This is a genomic window from Dyella acidisoli (assembly GCF_030160295.1).
Lineage (GTDB): Bacteria > Pseudomonadota > Gammaproteobacteria > Xanthomonadales > Rhodanobacteraceae > Dyella_B > Dyella_B acidisoli.
This window is the reverse complement of the sequence record NZ_BSOB01000016.1, coordinates 82,219-97,964: the sequence shown is the minus strand read 5'-3', so window position 1 is coordinate 97,964 and position 15,746 is coordinate 82,219. Positions and strand designations below refer to the sequence as shown.

Annotated in this window: 16 protein-coding genes; 7 read left to right on the top strand and 9 right to left on the bottom strand. The window is 61.0% G+C overall.

Annotated features, from left to right (window positions below; all coding sequences use genetic code 11):
- Window positions 1–54: 54 nt before the first annotated feature.
- Window positions 55–2,700 (bottom strand): aminopeptidase N, encoded by a 2,646-nt coding sequence (pepN, locus tag QQJ86_RS09420; RefSeq protein WP_284320675.1) that lies wholly within the window; start codon window positions 2,698–2,700, stop codon window positions 55–57.
- Window positions 2,701–2,770: 70 nt separating this feature from the next.
- Between pepN and QQJ86_RS09415 the strand changes: the two genes are divergently transcribed.
- From QQJ86_RS09415 to lptA, 5 genes are all read left to right on the top strand, one after another.
- Window positions 2,771–3,772: an aldose 1-epimerase gene (locus tag QQJ86_RS09415; RefSeq protein ID WP_284320674.1), complete on the top strand. Its 1,002-nt coding sequence runs from the start codon at window positions 2,771–2,773 to the stop codon at window positions 3,770–3,772.
- Window positions 3,769–4,719 carry a pyridoxal-phosphate dependent enzyme gene (locus tag QQJ86_RS09410; protein WP_284320673.1) on the top strand — a complete coding sequence of 317 codons (951 nt, stop codon included), beginning with the start codon at window positions 3,769–3,771 and terminating at the stop codon, window positions 4,717–4,719. The genes QQJ86_RS09415 and QQJ86_RS09410 overlap by 4 nt, the downstream gene beginning before the upstream one ends.
- 296 nt (window positions 4,720–5,015) lie before the next feature.
- On the top strand, window positions 5,016–5,762 hold the full coding sequence (locus QQJ86_RS09405; protein WP_284320672.1) for a 4-vinyl reductase: 747 nt from the start codon (window positions 5,016–5,018) through the stop codon (window positions 5,760–5,762).
- Between the two features lie 60 nt (window positions 5,763–5,822).
- The gene (locus QQJ86_RS09400; protein WP_284320671.1) at window positions 5,823–6,404 is read left to right on the top strand and encodes a DNA-3-methyladenine glycosylase I; all 582 of its coding nucleotides are present in this window, start codon (window positions 5,823–5,825) and stop codon (window positions 6,402–6,404) included.
- Window positions 6,405–6,635: 231 nt separating this feature from the next.
- A complete protein-coding gene (gene lptA, locus QQJ86_RS09395) occupies window positions 6,636–7,220 on the top strand; it encodes a lipopolysaccharide transport periplasmic protein LptA (RefSeq protein WP_284320670.1) in 585 nt (194 codons plus the stop codon).
- Here the strand turns inward: lptA and bioC are convergent, their stop codons facing one another.
- The 7 genes from bioC to QQJ86_RS09360 all read right to left on the bottom strand — a co-directional run bounded on the left by bioC (window position 7,221) and on the right by QQJ86_RS09360 (window position 13,346).
- Window positions 7,221–8,102 carry a malonyl-ACP O-methyltransferase BioC gene (gene bioC, locus QQJ86_RS09390; RefSeq protein WP_284320669.1) on the bottom strand — a complete coding sequence of 294 codons (882 nt, stop codon included), beginning with the start codon at window positions 8,100–8,102 and terminating at the stop codon, window positions 7,221–7,223.
- The gene (bioH, locus tag QQJ86_RS09385) at window positions 8,099–8,869 is read right to left on the bottom strand and encodes a pimeloyl-ACP methyl ester esterase BioH (protein ID WP_284320668.1); all 771 of its coding nucleotides are present in this window, start codon (window positions 8,867–8,869) and stop codon (window positions 8,099–8,101) included. The genes bioC and bioH overlap by 4 nt, the downstream gene beginning before the upstream one ends.
- Window positions 8,866–9,642, bottom strand: coding sequence for a sulfurtransferase (locus QQJ86_RS09380; protein ID WP_284320667.1), 777 nt, complete (start codon window positions 9,640–9,642; stop codon window positions 8,866–8,868). The genes bioH and QQJ86_RS09380 overlap by 4 nt, the downstream gene beginning before the upstream one ends.
- Before the next feature lie 27 nt (window positions 9,643–9,669).
- The gene (gene bioF / locus QQJ86_RS09375; RefSeq protein WP_284320694.1) at window positions 9,670–10,854 is read right to left on the bottom strand and encodes an 8-amino-7-oxononanoate synthase; all 1,185 of its coding nucleotides are present in this window, start codon (window positions 10,852–10,854) and stop codon (window positions 9,670–9,672) included.
- Entirely contained in the window at window positions 10,841–11,884 is a 1,044-nt protein-coding gene (gene bioB / locus QQJ86_RS09370; RefSeq protein WP_284320666.1) for a biotin synthase BioB, read from the bottom strand. The genes bioF and bioB overlap by 14 nt, the downstream gene beginning before the upstream one ends.
- A 142-nt stretch (window positions 11,885–12,026) precedes the next feature.
- On the bottom strand, window positions 12,027–12,689 hold the full coding sequence (locus QQJ86_RS09365) for a helix-turn-helix transcriptional regulator (protein WP_284320665.1): 663 nt from the start codon (window positions 12,687–12,689) through the stop codon (window positions 12,027–12,029).
- A gap of 3 nt (window positions 12,690–12,692) precedes the next feature.
- A complete protein-coding gene (locus tag QQJ86_RS09360) occupies window positions 12,693–13,346 on the bottom strand; it encodes a hypothetical protein (protein WP_284320664.1) in 654 nt (217 codons plus the stop codon).
- A gap of 249 nt (window positions 13,347–13,595) precedes the next feature.
- Between QQJ86_RS09360 and QQJ86_RS09355 the strand changes: the two genes are divergently transcribed.
- Both QQJ86_RS09355 and QQJ86_RS09350 read left to right on the top strand, forming a co-directional pair.
- Window positions 13,596–13,802 carry a hypothetical protein gene (locus tag QQJ86_RS09355; RefSeq protein ID WP_284320663.1) on the top strand — a complete coding sequence of 69 codons (207 nt, stop codon included), beginning with the start codon at window positions 13,596–13,598 and terminating at the stop codon, window positions 13,800–13,802.
- An 18-nt stretch (window positions 13,803–13,820) separates the two neighbouring features.
- Window positions 13,821–14,534 carry a ComF family protein gene (locus QQJ86_RS09350; RefSeq protein ID WP_284320662.1) on the top strand — a complete coding sequence of 238 codons (714 nt, stop codon included), beginning with the start codon at window positions 13,821–13,823 and terminating at the stop codon, window positions 14,532–14,534.
- 78 nt (window positions 14,535–14,612) lie between these two features.
- Here the strand turns inward: QQJ86_RS09350 and ubiA are convergent, their stop codons facing one another.
- Window positions 14,613–15,635, bottom strand: coding sequence for a 4-hydroxybenzoate octaprenyltransferase (gene ubiA, locus QQJ86_RS09345; protein ID WP_284320661.1), 1,023 nt, complete (start codon window positions 15,633–15,635; stop codon window positions 14,613–14,615).
- Window positions 15,636–15,746 lie beyond the last annotated feature (111 nt).

Below are 15,746 nucleotides of genomic sequence, written 5' to 3'. Positions count from 1 at the left end.
GGACTTTCAGAACACCGCCTCGCAACGGCGACCTTCGGGTCGCCGTTCGCGTTTTCAGCGCTGCAATACGTTGCTGACAATCTCGCTCAGATTGGGCGACAAGCCTTCTCGCTGCGCCAAGCCTTCAAGCGCAAGCCGCGCAGCACTTCGGCGAACCGGTTCCAGGCGCTGCCATCCATTGAACGCAGTGGCCAGACGCGCCGCAATCTGCGGATTGAGCGCATCCAGTTGCGCCAGGCGTTCGGCAATCAATGCATAACCGGCGCCGTCCGTCCGATGAAATCCGCTGGGATTGGTGCTGGCGAAGGCGCCGAACAGGGAGCGCGCGCGATTGGGATTCTTCAGCGTGAAAGCGGGATCGTTTTCAAGACGCTGCACGATGGCGAGCGCAGCGTCACCCGGCACTTGGGCCTGCACAGTGAACCATTTGTCCAATGCAAGCGGATTGTCGGCGTAACGCTCGCGGAAATGCGCGAGCGCAGCGCTCGCTTGCGTAGCATTCGTGCGTACTAACACGCTTAGCGCAGCGAGACGGTCGGTCATGCCCGAAGCGCTGTCATATTGTTTTGCCGCCAGCTCGTGCGCCTGATCAGCATCCAACAAGACCAGCAGTTCGAGCACGCGGCGCTTGAGTCGACGCTTCGCCTGACTTGCGGCTTCCAGTTGCGCATGAGAGTCGGTCGACAGCAAGCGATAGCGCGCAAGCAAGTCGCTGACGCCGATTCGCTCGGCTAGGCGATGTTGCAATGACTGGCGTTGTGCATGAATTTTCGCGGGATCGACTTCGCTCTGGCGATCCGCAAATTCGATCTCTCCAGGTGGCGTCAGCAGATCCGCCAGCAATGCATCGTCGATGGTCTGTAGAGTGAATAGCGCTGCCAGCGCATCGCACCATGCTTTGCATGCGGCGGAATCGTTCCCGTCGTGCGAGGTATCGAAGGCCAGCATGGCCAGTTGCTGGCCTGCTTCCCAACGGTTGAAACCGTCCGCGTCGTGCGTGAGCAGCAAAGCGAGTTCTTCCGGCGAGTAATCGCACTCGAGTACGACGGGCGCCGAAAAGCCGCGCAGGAGTGAAGGTACAGGTGGTGCGGAAACATGTTTGAACACGAAGCGTTGCGACGGCTTGTCCAGCACGATTACTCGTTCAGTGCCGTCCACTTGCGCATCGCCTTGCAAATGCAAAGGCAGCATCGTGCCGCTGCGATCGAACAGCGAAAGCTTCACGGGAATAGGTAGCGGCGTCTTTTCCGGTTGTCCTGGTGTCGGGCGTGTTTGCTGCGACAAAGTGAGCGTGTATTCGCGTCGCGCCGAGTCGTATTCGCCTTTGGCGTGCAAACGCGGTGTGCCGGCTTGTGCGTACCATGCCAGGTATGGCGTGAGATCGATGCGATTGGCATCGCCTAGCGCGGAAAGGAAATGCTCGATGGTGGCTGCCTGCCCATCGTGTCGTTCGAAATACAAATCCATGCCGCGGCGGAACCCTTCCTGTCCCAGACGGCCGGCGATCATGCGCACCAGCTCCGAACCTTTTTCGTAGACGGTGGCGGTATAGAAATTGTTGATCTCGCGGTATTCCGCCGGTCGCACGGGATGCGCCAAGGGGCCTGCATCTTCCGGGAATTGCGTGCGACGCAGCAGTGCTACGTCTTCGATGCGTTTCAGGGGCAGCGAATTCATATCCGCGGAGAACTGCTGCTCGCGAAATACCGTAAGCCCTTCTTTGAGCGAAAGCTGGAACCAGTCGCGACAGGTGACGCGGTTGCCGGTCCAGTTGTGGAAGTATTCGTGTGCCACTACCGCTTCGACGGCGCGGTATTCCTCATCGGTGCTGCTGTCCGGGTCGGCCAGCAAGTACTTGGCATTGAAGATGTTGAGACCTTTGTTCTCCATCGCGCCCATGTTGAAATCGTGCGTGGCCACGACGTGGAACACATCCAGATCGTAATTACGGCCATATTTGTGCTCATCCCAGCGCATGCAGCGTTCCAATGCATCCAGTGCGTAATGACACCGGTCAATCACGTTGGCTTCCGACCAGATCACCAGCTTTACCTCGCGCCCGTCCGCGGTGAGGTAATCGCGCTGGATGTTTTCCAATCGTCCGGCAACGAGTGCGAACAGGTAGCACGGCTTAGGGTGTGGATCGACGAACTTCGCCCAATGGCGACCGTCGGCGAGCGTGCCGCTACCAGCCGGGTTTCCTCCCGCCAACAGCACCGGAAAGCGCTCACGATCGGCGCGCAAGGTCACCGTGAAACGCGCCAGCACATCCGGCCGATCGGGAAAGAAAGTGATGTGGCGAAAGCCTTCGGCTTCGCACTGTGTCAACAGGAACCCATGCTCGCGTGATCCGGACAGATACAAGCCTTCCAAGGTGGTGTTGGCTGCCGGCTGCACACGTACGCGTGTTTCCAGCACGCTGCCGCCATGGGCGTCGCTCACTTCCAGTACGCCCTTTTCATAGCGGTAGTCCTCGGCATTGAGTGCGCGACCGTCGAGAGAAATGGTGAGCAGCTCCAACTCCTCGCCATCCAACCGCAGCGGCTCCGCCTTCGCCGGATCGCCGTGCAGGGTGATGCGCGATGTGACCTCGGTGCTGTCGATGCCCAGATCGATCTCCAGTTCGATAGCCTCCACCGACCAATCGGGGCGGCGGTAATCGCGCAGGCGGATCGGGGCGGTTTCGTTGACAAGCGTCATGAGGGCAAACCGATGAAGTAGGGGGACGGGTCAGGCTAACATGAGGCCCTTTGATCGACAGGACAAGCGGATGAGCGCATTCAGTATCGAAAAGGCCCAGTGGGGTACGCATGACATGTTCGTTCTGCGCGACGCCAAGCATGGCCGGTGTGCCCGCGTGGCGCGCCGTGGTGCCAACCTGGTGTCTTTCGAGCAAACGATCGATGGCGTTACCTATGAGCTGATCGACGGCTATCGCGATGCCGAGGAACTGGTGCGCTGCCCCAGTTCGCGTTCTTCCATCATGGCGCCATTCGCCAATCGCATCGCCGATGCGCACTATACGTTCGACGGCAAGTCGTACGACATGCAGCCCGGCGTGGACGCGCAGCGCGGCATCCGGCACGGCTTTGTGCGCACCGTGGATTTTGATGTCGCCAGTCAGCATGTCGATGCCGATAGTGTGCAGATCACATTCATCACGTCAGTGATTCGTCCTGGCGTGTTTCCCGGTTACCCCTTCGCGATCGATCTGGCGGTGACCTATACGCTCGATGCGCAAGGTTTGTCGCTGGCGGTGAGCATGCGCAACATCGGCGACACAGCTGCACCATGCTTCTTCGGCTGGCACCCTTACTTTCGCTTCGACGGCGATCTGGACACATGGGAGTTGCAGGTACCCGCCAAGCAGCTTGTTCGCACCTCAGACGAGCTGATTCCCCTGCCGGGCGTGGATGCTTTCCAATCACTGGATCAGGCGCCCGAAGCATTGGATTTCCGCAAGGTCAAGCCGATCGGCGAGACCAAGATCGATCATGCCTACGCAGATCTCGTGCATGATGACGATGGTCGCGTGCGCACGCGTCTGCGCGATCCGGCCAGCGGCTTGCGCGTCAGCATGTGGCAGGAGCACGGCGTGGTGCTGGTGTTCACCGCCGACACGGTGAGTCGCGATGTGCGCCGGGCGGTGGCGCTGGAACCGATGGAAAGCATGTCCAATGCGTTCAATCGTCCGGATTGCGCGGATGCCATTCGGCTGGAGGCGGGCGCCGAGCGCGTATTCCGTTGCGGCGTGGAAATCGATCGGACATGAGCGTGCGACTGCCGAGCCCGGATGACATATACGACGCCGGTGCGCGCATAGCGCCGCATGCGGTGCTGACACCCGTGCTGCGGCATGCATCGTTGGATGCGATGGTCGGCGCGCAGCTGCACTTCAAGTGCGAAAACCTGCAGCGCGGTGGCGCGTTCAAATTCCGCGGCGCATGCAACGCCGTGTGGTCGTTGAGCGACGAGGAGGTAAAAGGCGGCGTCGTAACACATTCCTCCGGCAATCATGGCAACGCATTGGCCATGGCAGCGGCTACGCGCGGCATCACCGCTCACGTGATCGTTCCCGAGGGTGCCGTTCGTGCCAAGGTGGAGGCGATCGAGCAGGCGGGTGCCACACTGCATCGTTGCGCACCAAGTATTGCTGCGCGCGAAGCCAAGGCTGCGGAAATCCAGCAAGCCACTGGAGCGGTGATGGTGCATCCCTACGCAGACACACGCGTGATGGCAGGGCAGGGAACGCTGGTGCTGGAACTGCTGCGGCAGACCGAGGGATTGGATGCAATCATCACGCCCATCGGCGGCGGCGGTTTGCAGGCCGGTTGCGCGATTGCCGCGCACAGCATCTCGCCGACCATCGCCATGTACGGTGCCGAGCCGTCGGGCGCGTCGGATGCAGCGCAATCGCTGGCGCGTGGCGCACGCATCGAGCACTTCACGCCCGACACGATCTGCGATGGGCTGCGAGCGTTGATTGGCGAGCCGAATCTGCAGGCTCTGCACGAACATCGCGTGGACATCATCACCGTAAGCGACGAAGAAACCATTGCTGCCATGAAGCTGCTATGGCAGACGCTGAAGCTGGTAGTAGAGGTATCGAGCGCCACCGTGTTCGCCGCGGTACTGAAGCAGCGCGAACGTTTCGCCGGCCATCGGGTCGGTCTGGTGCTGACTGGCGGTAATGTGGATATCGACGCGCTGCCCTGGTGAAAGAGCCGGATAGGCGCGGGGTGCAATGGGTCTGTTTCCAGAGCTGGGCGATCTTTTGAGCCAATCCATGGCTGCGCCTTTCCGTTAGGTGCGAAAGGCGTAGCTGTCATGATCGCGTCACCCTGTGTCTCACGGGAATGTACGCACGACTATGGCGGCACGACATGCGCCGTATGCGACGTACGTCCACTCATGCGCAACGAATTTTGAAGCCAATCACGGCTTGCATGCCGGAAATCGCTCATTCTGCCGCTCGGTAACTATGCGTCACCCAGCATCGAGCCACAGGGGGGCCTATGATCGAGCTGGAAATACAAGTTCTCTCCGATCAGAGAGAGGGCTTGGTTTTGGAGCTTGGGCAAGTCATCACCGCGAATCACTATGCACTGCTGCGTCAGCGTCTTACGCACGATGGGCGTGGTGCGTGGCTATCCATGGTTGTGCGTGGTCCATCCGAGCAGCGTTTTGCATTGGAGGAAATGCTGGGTACGCATCGCCGCGTGCGCAGCTTCGAAGCGGCTCTTTGCGAAGAGGCGACGGCGATTGCCGTGGCGCCATCGAATACGCCGTTACGAGCGGTCGAGGTTCCTTTTGCGGTCGCCGCTGACATCGTGCAAATCGAAGGCCTGTTCCCGCAACTGATACAGGATTTTCCGCATGTCTATGCCGGGCTGACCATGTTGGAAAACAGCGTGGCTGATTCTGCGCGTGAGCCGTCGTTGTTTCTAACTGGCCGACGCATGGGTGCATGGATCTACAAGCGAGACCATACCGACGGGCCGCTGCTAAACCTGGGTGACGCGATCAGGCGCATAGCGGTACCCACCTTGCGCCAACTGGCTGATATCGAACAGCGTGGCGTGCATGTGCACGTACTCCGCAGCCCTTTGTGCGAGCCGGGCGGCCGTTCCGGGTGCAGATTTTATGGTGGCTATGTGGAAGGCCTGCTCGGTGCGGCGGTGGTGGGCAAGAAAGTCCGCGTGAGGCACCTCAGTTGCCGGAGCGCTGGTGCAGCACACTGCAGCCTGGAGATCTCGCACTGAGTTGGCTGTCCTGAGCGGTGTGGCGGTATCCTGCGATCCTTCGAGTCGAAGGGAAGAGCAATGGCGACCGCACGCACACGCTGCCACTGGGCAGCTGATGGTGAGTTGATGCAGGCCTATCACGACACTGAGTGGGGCGTACCGTTGCACGACGATCGCGCCCTGTTCGAATTCCTGTGCCTGGAAGGTGCGCAAGCCGGCCTTTCATGGCGCACCGTCTTGCATAAACGCGATCATTACCGTCACGCATTCCATGATTTCGACATCGCCCGCGTCGCCGCGATGAAGGATCGTGAGTTGGAAAAGCTACTGCTCGATCCAGGACTCATTCGCAATCGCCTCAAGATCACTTCCGTGCGCGACAACGCCAAGGTGGCCCTGGAAGCGATCGACGAACACGGCAGCTTCGATGCTTATCTGTGGTCATTCGTCGATGGCAAGCCTATCCGCAATACCTGGCACGCGCGCGGTGAAGTGCCGGCCAGCACGCCGGTGTCCGATCGCATGAGCAAGGCGCTGAAAAAGCGCGGTTTTCGTTTCGTTGGCACCACCATCTGCTATGCCTTCATGCAGGCGACAGGGATGGTCAACGATCACCTGGTGGAATGCTTTAGGCACAAGGTGTGCGCGACAAAGCGCTGAGAGCGCGTAGATCTACATCCTTGCGAAGAGCCGCCCCCTCCCCTGCGTGCAGGGGAGGGCGGGGGGTGAGTACTTGCCGGAAATTTTCCCGCAAGTGTTCACCCCCTCCCAACCTTCCCCTGCAAGCAGGGGGAGGGGCTGTTTGAGGTTTTGTTTCAGTTTCTGGATGTTAGTCAGCAACAAAAAACTCAATAGAATGACGATGATGACCGGACGAAGGAGACGCCACACATGAAGCCGTTCCAAGAACCCTGTATGCGACATGGCGTCTCCATGCTCTGGCTATGCGCCACGCTGGCACTCTTCCTGCCCATGGCCGCCCACGCCAAGACTGGCGATCGCAACCAGCCGATGACCACCTCGCAAGCGTCGGTCAACGGTTTCAATGCGCCCAACACCATCACTACGCTGACCGGCAACGTGGTGGTCACACAGGGCACCATGAAGGCCAAGGGCGATGTCGCCCAGCTCTACCTGGATGCCGACAGCCAGGTCAGCCGCATCGTCATGAAAGGTCGCCCGGCGCACATCGAACAGCTGGACGACAACAATCATTTGATGACCGGCGAAGCACCGACGCTGGATTACGACAACATCAACGGCATCGCCGTGCTGCAGCCGAACGCCGTAGTCACCCAGCAGGGCATGGGCGAGGCGCATGCCGACAAGCTCACCTACAACACCAACACCGCCTATTTCACGGGCACCGGCAACGTGAGCATGACCTATCTGCCCAAGCAGCGGCAGGGTGAAAATGCTTCGCCGGCTTCCACCGCGCCGGCGCCAGCCGCCAGTGCAGCCGCGCCGCAGAAGTAATCAGCGGCGACGCGAACCGCGCAGGCTGTCGATCGAAAAACTGGCAATCTCGCCGCCGCCTTTCGCACGGCGGGATTGCCCGGGCGGTGGACCCCAGGCATGTGCCGTTACCACTTCCCACGTAGCGGGAATGCGGCCATCCACGCGCATGGATTCGTATGCCGCCAGCATGCCTCGGAAATGCCCTTTGCCGGTAAGGCCGCGCTCACGGCCGCGGTCGGCATGTGTGGCACCCAGGCCCTTGAGCTCCCGTAACAACGCTTTTGGCTCGCTGTAAGTCAGCGTGAAACGATCCACGTCCAGCACGGGATCGCGCAGGCCGGCTGTGATCATCGCGTCGCCCAGGTCGTGCATATCCAGGAAGCGGCCGACGTGCGAATGCTGGTCCACTGCCGCCCATGCCGCACGCAGTTCGCGCAGGGTATCGGGGCCAAAGGTGGAAAACAGCAGCATGCCGCCGGGCTTCAGCACGCGCACGCATTCGCCAAACAAAGCAGGTAGATCGTCGATCCACTGGAAGCACAGATTGGAATGCAGCACGTCGACGCTGTGATCAGGCAAAGGCAAAGCGGTCGCATCGCCACACACGCGTATGAACGGTTTAAGCCAGCTGGCGTGCGATTTGGCGGTACGCAGCATCGGCAGCGCCGCATCCACGGCAATCACCTGTGCCTTGCCATAGCGCTTCTTCAACAACGCACTGCCGCGGCCAGTGCCTGCTCCTACGTCGATGACGCGCTCGGGTTGTTGTAGATAGAAGTCCAAACGTTCCAGCAGTAACTGCTGCACTTCGCGTTGCAAAGCGTCGTGCTGTTCGTAGCTAGCTGCAGCATGGCTGAAGTTGGTGCGTACGCGTTGTGTATCGATCTGGAAATCGCTCATGCGTTCGCCTCCAGCCAGGGCCGCAGCGTTTGCGCGACGGCCTCCGCATGACTCAGAAAAGGTGCGTGCCCGGCGCGCGCAATCACATGGAATTCGCCTTGGCTGGTTTGAGCGGACCATTCCATTGCAGAAGGATGCACCAGCCGATCGAGGCGCCCGGCGCTCCACCAACTGCTGCGAGTCAGGCGCGGCAGGCAAGCGCGCAAGTCGGTCTCGTCCAGTAGGCGGATACCTTCCTGCAGCACCCGCAGATCGGGTTCGCCACGCGCGAACACCTCGCCGCGCAGCTTGCGCAGTTCGCCGCGTGGATCGGGACTGCCCATCACTTCCAGGGCGAGGAAACGCTCGATGGTGGCGTGGTAGTCGGTTTCCAGATCGGTGGCGAGCTGGCGCACCAGTGAAGGGTCACGTCCTTGCGGCCAGTTATCAGCACTCACAAAACGCGGTGTGGCGCATAGCATGGCAAGGCCGCGCACCTGTTCCGGAAAATCCAATGCACCCTGCAGAGCAACCAGTCCTCCGAGCGACCAACCCAGCCAGATCGCCGACGGCGTGGCGTCGGCAATGGCGCGTGCGCAAACCTGCGGCTCCAGCGGCAGGCCGCAATCGCGCGAAAAGCCGTGACCAGGCAGATCGACTAGATACATCGTGCAGTGTTCGCGTAGCACGTCGACGAGCGGACCGAAGATGCCGCCGTGCATGGCCCAGCCGTGCAGCATCACCAGCGGAATCGGGCCGCTGCCTTGGGTGTCGATATACAGGCTCATGCGCAGATGTCTTCCTCTCCACTTTGGGGAGAGGATTGAGGTGAGGGGGCTGGGCTCAGCGCGGGATCCACGGCACCGCGCTCGTCAAACACAAAGCAGTCGCCCTGCCAGTGCGCGCCGCCCACTTCTTCGAAGTACTTAAGAATGCCGCCTTCCAGCTGAAATACGCGTTCCATGCCGATGTCCTGCATGTATAGCGCAAACTTTTCGCAGCGAATACCGCCCGTGCAGTACGACACGATAGTCTTTTCTGCATAGCGGGAGCGGTCGGTCGCTACGACGGATGGCAGTTCGGTAAAACTCGCAATGCGATAGTCCACAGCTTGCGGAAACATGCCCACATCGGTTTCGTAGGTATTGCGCGTATCCAGCAACACGACGTCCCGCCCTTCGTCATCGTGTCCCTGGTCCAGCCAGCGCTTGAGGGTGGCGGCATCCACCGCCGGCGCGCGACCGCCTTCGGGGCGAATCGTCGGATGACGCAGCGTGATGATCTCTTTCTTCAGACGCACGCGCATGCGTTTGAACGGCACGTCGTCGGAAAGCGACTCCTTCGCCTGCATGCCAGCAAAGCGTGTGTCGCTACGCAACCATTCCATGAAGGCGTCGATGGCTTCGCGCGGCGCGGCCAGAAAAAGATTGATGCCTTCCGGCGCCAGCAGAATCGTGCCTTTCAGCGCAAGCGCATGACATTGCGCCAGCATGCGCTCGCGCAGCGCCGGCAGATCGTCCAGGCTGACGAAGCGGTAGGCGGAGATATTCAGGATCGACATAGCAAAGAATGGGCGTACGAAGCGTAATTATACCGAGGCGTCCGCCAGCCGCAGGGATGCCAGAGCCTCCAGCAGCTGGTCCACATGTGTTTCCTCATGCGCGGCCGTCAGCGTGATGCGCAGGCGCGCCTGCCCTTGCGGCACGGTGGGTAGGCGAATGGCCACCACCAGCAGTCCCTTTGCTTCCAAAGCCCACGACGCTTCCAGGGCGCGCTGAGCATCGCCGAGGAGCAGCGGCTGGATCGCCGTGCGCGAAGGCATCAATGGAAGACCTAGTTGCTCTGCACCACGGCGAAAACGGTGGATCAGCGAATTGAGCTTTTCACGGCGCCAGCTTTCTGTGCGTGCAAGGGTGACGGCGCAACGTGTCGCTGCTGCCAATGCGGGTGGCATGGCGGTGGTGTAGATGTACGTGCGCGCGAATTGAATCAGGCCATCGATCAAAGCGGCCGAGCCGGCGACAAACGCGCCGCTGCATCCAAGCGCCTTGCCCAGCGTCGCCATCAACACCGGTACATCGCGCTCGCGCAGGCCCGCTTCCGCAACGCTGCCGGCACCATCGTCGCCGATCACGCCTAAACCGTGTGCATCATCGACCATAAGCGTTGCGCCTTCGCGCGTGCATAGCGCGGCGAGTTCACGCAGCGGTGCGATATCACCATCCATGCTGAATACGCCGTCCGTGGCAAGTAAGGCGCAAGCCTCGGTATCACTGTGCAGTTGGCGTGCGGCAGCGTCGACATCGGCATGCGGATAACGCCTCAACGTTGCACCAGCCAGTTGCGCGCCGTCGAGCAGGCAGGCGTGATTGAGCTTGTCCTGCACGCACAGCTCGCCATGCTTTAGCAGCGCTTGCATCACGCCGAGGTTGGCCATGTAGCCTGTAGAAAACAGCAGGGCGCGTTCGCGACCGGTCCACGCGGCCAAGGCTTCTTCGAGTTCAGCATGCTCACGCCGATGGCCGCAGATGAGATGTGCGGAGCCGCTACCTACGCCGCTCTCGTTAGCGGCCTGCTTCCAGGCAGCAATCAGGCGGGAATCCTGGGCCAGGCCCAGGTAATCGTTGGTGCAGAAAGCCAGCAAGCGTTGCCCACTACTTTCTACGAAAGGCCCTTCGACTCGGCTAATGGTGCGCAGGCGGCGTTGCAGTTGCGCCTGCGCGCGTTCGGTCGTTTGGACGGCCAAACGCTCGAGCAGATCAGGCCGCAGCACTGCAGCCACAGCCCTGTCCGCAGCCGCTCGCTTCCGTTTCGAGAATGTCCGCGTGCACAGTGTCGGTGTCTTCCGTCACTTCCAGTGCATGCAGATCGAGACGGCGGAACAGCGCGCGATCGTGCTCCACGTCCGGGTTCCCAGTGGTCAGCAGCTTTTCGCCGTAGAAGATCGAATTGGCGCCGGCAAAGAAGCACAGCGCCTGTACCGCGTCGTCCATCTGCTGACGGCCGGCGGACAGGCGCACCATCGATGCAGGCATCAGAATGCGCGCAACCGCAATCGTGCGAACAAATTCGAACGGGTCGAGCGCCTCGGTACCGTGCAGCGGCGTGCCTTCCACCTGCACCAACTGATTGATCGGCACCGATTGCGGATGTTCGGGCAGGTTGGCCAGCGTCTGTAGCAGGCCCGCCCGCTGCTCGCGCTTCTCACCCATACCGACGATGCCGCCGCAGCAGGTTTTCAGGCCCACCTGGCGCACGTGTTCCAGCGTATCCAGGCGATCTTGATATTGGCGCGTGTGGATGACCTCGCCGTAGAACTCCGGCGCGGTATCCAGGTTGTGGTTGTAGTAGTCGAGGCCGGCTTGCTTCAGCGTCTGCGCCTGTTCGCCGGTGAGCATGCCGAGTGTTGCGCAAGTCTCCAGACCGAGTGATTTCACCGCCGAGACGATTTCCGCTACCTGGGCGACGTCGCGGTCCTTCGGGCTGCGCCAAGCGGCGCCCATGCAGAAGCGACTGGCGCCGGCATTCTTGGCGGCCTGCGCGCGAGCGACCACGCTTTCCACGGACATCAGTTTTTCCGCCTTCACGCCGGTGTGGTAACGCGCGGCCTGCGGACAGTAGCCGCAATCCTCCGGGCAGCCGCCGGTCTTGATCGACAGCAGGGTCGACACCTGCACCGCATTCGGGTCGTGGTGCTCGCGATGCACGCTATGCGCGCGATGCAGCAACTCGTTGAAGGGCAGGGCGAACAGGGCGACGACTTCGTCGCGGCTCCAGTCGTGGCGAAGAGCGGCTGCAGTCATGGGAGGGCTCCGGGAAACCGGCGCACAGTGTGGGAGCCACCTGATAGGCTGTCAACTCGATTCGCGAGCGAATGGTTGACGGGACGGTGTTGCGGATCGACACCGGCCACGGTGTCGGACGGTACGCTCGCGGCCTACGTCATCACTCTTCGTCGTCGTCCTTACTCTTGGGGAGCGGCACCCCTAGCCGAAAGCGACACACATGCCCGCCGCGGACGATGCATTCCATATGGTGAACGCGCCGGCCGCTGGCAGCTTCCATATAAGCAAGATCGAATTTGCATACTTGCGGGTGTTGCTTGGCCAGCGCGTGGAACACGCAGTTGAAAGCCTCGATCTGCCATTCCTCGTCACGTTGCGTGGCCGTCGCTTCGTAACCAAGCGTGTCGAGCTTCTGCGCGAGATCGTGCACTACGTCCTTGGACGGCGTGTCAGGCGATGGTGCTACTTCGTGGCTGCCCAGGCCGTAGCCGAGTTCACGCAGCGTGCTTTCCATCGCAGATTCGCCAAGTCGCTCATACAACTGCGTTAGTAACGCAGTGGCGATGGTCGCGTAGTTGCGTGGAAATAGCGCATGCCCTTCTTCAGTAAGCCTATAGCACGCCGTAGGGCGCCCGCCGCTGGGCTTCGATTGCGTACGCTCTACGTAATGGCGCGCGATCAAGGCGCTCAGGTGCTGACGCACGGCGTTATGGCTGATGTGCAACTGTGCACACAACGACTCCACCGTACCGCCATCGTTCGCCATCAGCAGTTGCCGTAACAGGCGCTGCTGCGTGGTTCCGAGTTGCCTGAGCGCCGTCATCGTTTAATGCGCCTTGTCGGGGAATTGCTTGGCGATACCGCCGGCAAATGCATCCGCAATGGTGTTCATGTGCGTTTGCATCTCAGTCCAGGTGATTTGTTCGCCCTTGGTGTCGCCGCTCATGATCTGCTGTATTTGCGCAGCATGATGAGCTACGTGAGTAGCAAAGAGGTTCTGCAATGCACTTTCCGGCAGGTTGGGGTTGGCGCTGGAAAAGAACTTCGCGATGGCAGTGACATTGGTATTCAGATCGGCCATGGCCTTCTGTTCGGTAGCGGTGTCGCCGGCAGCGCTTGCGTCGGTGAGTGCTTTGACGCCGCCCCAATGGCCGGCGAGCAATTGCAGTGTCTGATCGCCCGCCGCTTTGCCGTAGAAGCTACCCACCGCATCAGCGATTTGCTTGGCGTTGGCGACCACCGCATCGGCTGCTGCCTTGGCTTTTGCGTTGTTGTGAGCGTGTACGGCCAAGGCATATTCGCGCGTGTGTACTACGTGCCCTTGCCATAGCGCGCGCATGGCTGCTTGCAGCTTTGGCGCGGCGGCCGGAGCGCTCTGGGTAGCCATCGCCATCTCATGCGCAGGTGGGGCAGGTTGCGCAATTCCAACGGTTGCCAGGGTCGTGCTAGCCATAACGAACAAGACGTTTCGGATGTTCATGAGGGGTCTCCATAAGGTCGCCCAATGCGACTGGAGACAGTCTGGATGCCCCGTATTTTCGCGCAATATATCTATGTGTAAAGGCCGCATATCAACGAATTTCAAGCGCTGGTGCCGGCCGGGCTGATCCGGCTGAAAGTTGGCGATGGTGCATTTGGGTGCCGGCGGGCGGGCGCGAATCCGCGAAAATTTCCAGAACGCCAGCAGTGCCTTTACCATCCGCGGACCATCCATCGAAGGAGTCGATCCATGAGTGCAGGTCAGGGCAGCGCCGGAAACGTCATCGCCGCCGTATGCAGCCTTTTTATTCCGGGGCTGGGCCAGCTTGTACAGGGGCGCTTTCTAAAAGCGGTGCTGATGTTCGTGCTGGCCGGTGTGCTGTGGATCTTCTGGATGGGTTGGATCATCCACCTCTGGTCGATCCTCGACGCAGCGTTGTTCAAGCCCAACACCTGACGCATCCTCATATAGCGCATGGATGCGCCCATCCGCTGGCTCTCCAACCTGCACCGCTGGCTGCTGCCATTGCGTTGCCTTCTGTGCGGCGATGCAGGCGCGAACGGCATGGATTTATGCGCCGACTGCGCAGCCGAGTTACCCCGCAACACGCATTGCTGCCAACGCTGCGCCTTGCCACTGCCGATCTCGACATCGCTGTGCGGCCGTTGTCAGCGCAAAGCGCCGCCGTGGGATGCTGCCTGGGCGCCGTTCCGTTACGCGTGGCCGCTTGATCGCTTGGAAACACGTTTCAAATTCAGCCGCGACTTGGCCGCCGGACGCGTGCTTGCCACGATGTGGCAGCGCGAGCCGCGGCCTCCGGATTTGCCACAACTCATTCTTCCCGTGCCGCTACATCATCGTCGCCTGCGCGAGCGCGGCTACAACCAGTCGTTGGAACTAGCGCGACCGCTTGTACGTGCGTTGAACATTCCATGCCGCCACGATGTGCTGCAGCGAGTGCGGCATACCGATGCACAGACGGGACTCGATGCAGTGGAGCGTCGCCGCAACCTGCGTAATGCATTTGCATTGCGCGAGCGCGAAAAACTACCGGCGCATATCGCCGTGCTCGATGATGTTTTTACGACAGGCACCACGTTGGCAGAGTGCGCGCAAGTCTTGAAGCGAGCCGGCGTGACGCGTGTGGATGTTTGGGCATTGGCGAGAGCCCCCATACCAGGACGCTGATGTAGGTTGGGGTGCAAACCCCAACCTCGCCATGCACGCATTCATCCCTATGTTGGGGTTTGCACCCCGCCCTATGCATCAGCGTATCGCCAAAGCAAGCACGATACCGATCCATAGCGCCAATCCCACCCAATTGTTGTGCCGGAACGCAGCCAGGCAAGCCTCGCGTTCGCGGTTGCGGATCAGCCATTGCTGCCAACCGAACAATCCGGCCACTGTGGCAATCGCCACCCAATACGGCCAACCCAAGTGCGCACGATTGCCTATCATCACCAGCGCAATCACAAGCGTGCCCATCAATACGCCGATGATGGGAAGATCCGCATCGCCGAACAGGATGGCGGTGGAGCGTGCGCCCGCATTGATGTCGTCATCGCGATCGACCATCGCATATTCGGTGTCGTAGATCACCGACCACAGAATATTCGCAATAAACAGCAGCCAGCCCACGGGCGGCACGGTGTTTAGTACGGCGGCGAAGGCCATCGGAATCGCCCAGCCGAATGCTGCGCCCAGCACCACCTGTGGGAAGTCGGTGTAGCGCTTAGTGAACGGATAGAGCGCAGCCAGCGCTGCGCCGATAAAAGAGAGTTTGATGGTCAGCGCATTGGTGAGCAGCACCAGCAGGAAGGCGAACACCAGTAGCGCGGCGAATACGATCAAGGCTTCGCGTGGCGTAATGCGGCCGGCAGCAATGGGACGTCCAGCCGTGCGTGCCACTTGTGGATCGAGATTGCGATCGGCGTAGTCGTTGATGGCACAGCCTGCCGCGCGCATCGCAAACACGCCCAGGGTAAAGATGATCAACGGCTTCCATGGGGGAAAATCACCCGCGGCCAGCCATAGCGCCCACCAGGTCGGCCACAGCAAAAGCAGGGCGCCGATGGGCCGATCCATGCGGGTGAGCACCAGGATGTCGTGCGCTTTCTGACGATACTGTTCGGGCAGTTTCTGCAGCAGAACGTCGAGGACGCGTGCGGCACGGGTCGAGCTGTCGGCTGGACGCGCAGGCTGCACCCGGCCGGGTGTGGCAGCACGCGAGCGATGGGGAACTGGGGCGGGAGAGGTGCGCCGCGGGCGCTTGCGGGAAGTCGGTGCCATGGCCCAAGTGTAGCGTGCCCGGTTTACGGGAAAGCGAGCGTTATGCCGTTAATCGAAGCAGTAGTACATTGGCGCCCAGAGATGGCCCGGGGTAGGGCCATATCGTCGGGG